Annotated in this window: 3 protein-coding genes; 2 read left to right on the top strand and 1 reads right to left on the bottom strand. The window is 67.8% G+C overall.

Annotation, left to right across the window (positions count from 1 at the left end; all coding sequences use genetic code 11):
• The coding region (locus tag ABT093_RS40680; protein ID WP_350572549.1) for a hypothetical protein at nt 1-1166 on the top strand (1166 nt) is incomplete at its 5' end.
• Entirely contained in the window at nt 1166-1786 is a 621-nt protein-coding gene (locus tag ABT093_RS40685) for a hypothetical protein (RefSeq protein WP_350572550.1), read from the top strand. The genes ABT093_RS40680 and ABT093_RS40685, both read left to right, overlap by 1 nt.
• Nucleotides 1787-1843: 57 nt before the next feature.
• Here the strand turns inward: ABT093_RS40685 and ABT093_RS40690 are convergent, their stop codons facing one another.
• Nucleotides 1844-2329: a hypothetical protein gene (locus ABT093_RS40690; protein ID WP_350572551.1), complete on the bottom strand. Its 486-nt coding sequence runs from the start codon at nt 2327-2329 to the stop codon at nt 1844-1846.
• Between the last annotated feature and the right edge of the window lie 834 nt (nt 2330-3163).

Genomic DNA, 3163 nt, shown 5'->3' on the forward strand with positions numbered 1-3163 from the left:
TAGTCGTTCTGGGTGGCGTTCTGCGCGTCTGTCGGGGCGACAACCTCGACTCCCGGCGGCGCCCCCCCCTGGCCAACCTGACGCCCCACCAGCCCCCCGCCCGCCCGCTGCGCCCGGCTCAGCGGCCCGAGGAGCACACGGCCGCGCCCAGGCCCGCTCGTGCCGCAGGCGGGGACTACGCGGGCCGGGAGTACGGCTACTTCCTCAACATGATCAGCTCGGTCGTCGACCAGACCCTCCAGGAGCACGGCGGCGACACCGAGGCCGCCATCGCCGCCCTGGAGAAGCTGGCAATTCCAAACGGAATGGCCCTCTTCGAAGCAACCCGCGTCGGCGGAAATTACGAGCACACCGTCTACCCGGAACGCCTCGAATTCCTCAGCAAGAAAACCCGCGACGGCGCCGACGACATCTGGGAAGGCCGCCACAAGTGGGAGAACGGCCCGCTCCTGGAACAGGTCAAGGCCGGCACCCTCGCCAGCATCGCCGTCGACGTCCTGGACACCAACGCCGCCTACTGCAGCGCCCTGAAGACCCACCTGCCCATCGGCGCCCTGCAGCACGACCCCGACGGCGGCTTCCACTCCAAGCGCTCCGGCATCTACCTCCTGCCCCAGCGCCCCACCTGGGAACACCCGCACCTGCCCGACCCGATCGGCAACCGCCGCGAACAGGGCCCGGTGCTCCTGGACGACGCCACCGTCCGCCTCCTGCTCCGCTGCCACAAGCTCGGCCTCGCCGAGGCCCCGAACATCACCCAGTCCTGGACCTCCGGCGCCTCCGAAAACATCACGGAGAAGTTCCGCCGCGTCCTCACCATCGCCCGAGAGAAAGCCATCCTCGACCGCGACGACGTCACCGAGAAATACGTCAAGGCCATTTACGCCAAGTTCGTCTCCACCATCGGCGAATCATCATTCAACCGCGATCTCCGCCGACCCGACTGGATGCACATCATCCGCAGCCAGGCATTCGCCAACCTCTGGTACAAGGCACTCCGCGCCCACGAACACGGCCTTACCATCGTCCGACTCCGCGGCACTGATGAACTCCACATCACCGGCGGAGAATGGCGAAAGGCCAAGGGCGGCGTCTTCGAAGAAGGCCGACTCACCAAGCAGCTGAAGCTCAAGGACCAGTACACCATCAACGCGAAGGCCGCCTAATGTCGACCGACGGCTGGAAGAACTTCGGCAAATACGGCGCCAACCTCGACCCCGAAAACCGCCACGGGAAAATCGTCCTCGGCCGCGCCCTCGAAGACGCCCTGGAACGGATGATCATCGACGGCGGCATCAAGTCCCCCGTCACCACCCGCCGCGGCCTGATGGCCCGGATGAACTACCTCACCAACACCCAAGGCGGCGCCCAGGCCATGGCCGACGCCGGCATCACCGCCGTCCCCAAGACCATCAACGCCTGGACCAAGGGCACCCAAAACCCCCTGCCCGCCAACTTGGAGGCCATCGACACCGCCTACTGGAACCTCCGCGCCCACAACGTCCTCAACAACCCCGGCGCGTTCAAGCAGCACCTCAACAACGCCGGCAAGGGCACCCGGGTCGAGATCCACCCCATCAACCAGGACGTCGTCCTCGAGCCGCGCCGCCGCGACAACCTGCGCATCCGCATCCTGCAGGTCCGCTACGTCTGGGACGACGCCGTCGACGCCATGGTCGCCGGCGACATCGGCAAGCTCGAAGAGATCTGGGACGACATCATCGCCGACCTCGACTCCGACTGGGGCGCCTACACCTACGTCCGCCACATCGGCCTCGGAGCCTGACCACCCCCACCAGCCGCCCGCCCGCCCCACCGGGCCGCAGCTGCGCCCCACCCCAGCTCAGACCAGCACCACCGGGCACAGCAACGCGTACATCTCCCCCCGCAGCTGCGCCTCCGCGATGTCCCAGGGGCCGCTGATGCCGCCGGCCAGGGCGACGAAGACGCCGTGGCGGCGCGCGGTGCGGCGCCATGCGCGCGAGCTGTTCAGGCCGCCCTCGTAGAAGCAGACGCCGGCCCGGCCGGTCACCGTGAGGACGTCACCGGCCACGTCCAGGACGGCCGACCAGCCGGCCGCTGGCTCTGCCCAGCCCTCGAAGTCGTCGAACCGCGCCCACCCGCCGGACGCCAGCCCGGCCAGGTGCGGATCCGGACCGCGGCCGCCGGCCGATGCGAACGTCTCGACCCGATGCGAGGCCGCGAAGACCACCTGCGCCCGCTGCGCCTCGACCGCCCACGCCTGCATGCCCAACGGCCGCAACGGCTCGCTGCCGACGTCGACGGCGTACATCGCACCGCCGTCCAACGGGGCCCCCTCGTCGCTCACACCAGACCAACGAGCCGGCCCCCCGGCGGGTAACCCGCCCGCGGCCGCCCCCGCCCCGCTGCGCCCCTCTGGCCCGGGCCCGGAGCTCCACCACCCGGCCGAGCAGGAGCCGGCGGGCCGCCCGCCGGCGGTACTGAGGCCGCGCCTCCGGATGTCCGCTCTCCCGAAGGAATTCCCGATACAATTCTAGGAACGCCACCGCATGAATCCCCGGTACAACTCAGAGGGAAGACGGAGCATCAGACAGGATGCTCTGACCGTACAATTCTGATACAGGCTCAGGCTGATAGAGTCCGGTACAACTTCCCCCGCCGTAGCGAGAAGCCGTAGGATATGAAGGGCAATCAGCCCGATGCGTTTGACCGCCACTCAGGCGCGTTACAGAAAATGCCATCGCTGCCTGTACAAGCCTCAATCCGGCCGCTAGAATTGGCTCAGTGGTTCAGACCACATGACAAGGGCAGTAGCTGACTCAGAGTCACAGATTCCCCGCCTAACGACTTGTAACGCAGCGGGGAGCGTGACATACTGGAGCCCGGTACACAACAGGGAAGACAGCCAGAGGGCGTGTACCGAACGAGTCGGCCAAGCCCCGGAGAGCGAACCCCGGGCCGGAGCAGCAGAGCCCAAGGGTACAGAAAAGCCCAGGTCAGAGGCTTAGAGAGCTGAGCCACCGAAGGAAGAGGCCCCCTCGACCCCGGGTGCGGGCACAAAGGCCGGCCCCCCGAAGAGCAACCACCCGACGGGCGAGAGTTGTACCGCCCACCTCCTCCTAGCCAGCCGGAGCCACGGAGTGGCGTTAAAGCATTCCGTCACGGTTGTGACGGCGCGCCG

This window comes from Kitasatospora sp. NPDC002551 (assembly GCF_040296005.1).
GTDB lineage: Bacteria > Actinomycetota > Actinomycetes > Streptomycetales > Streptomycetaceae > Kitasatospora.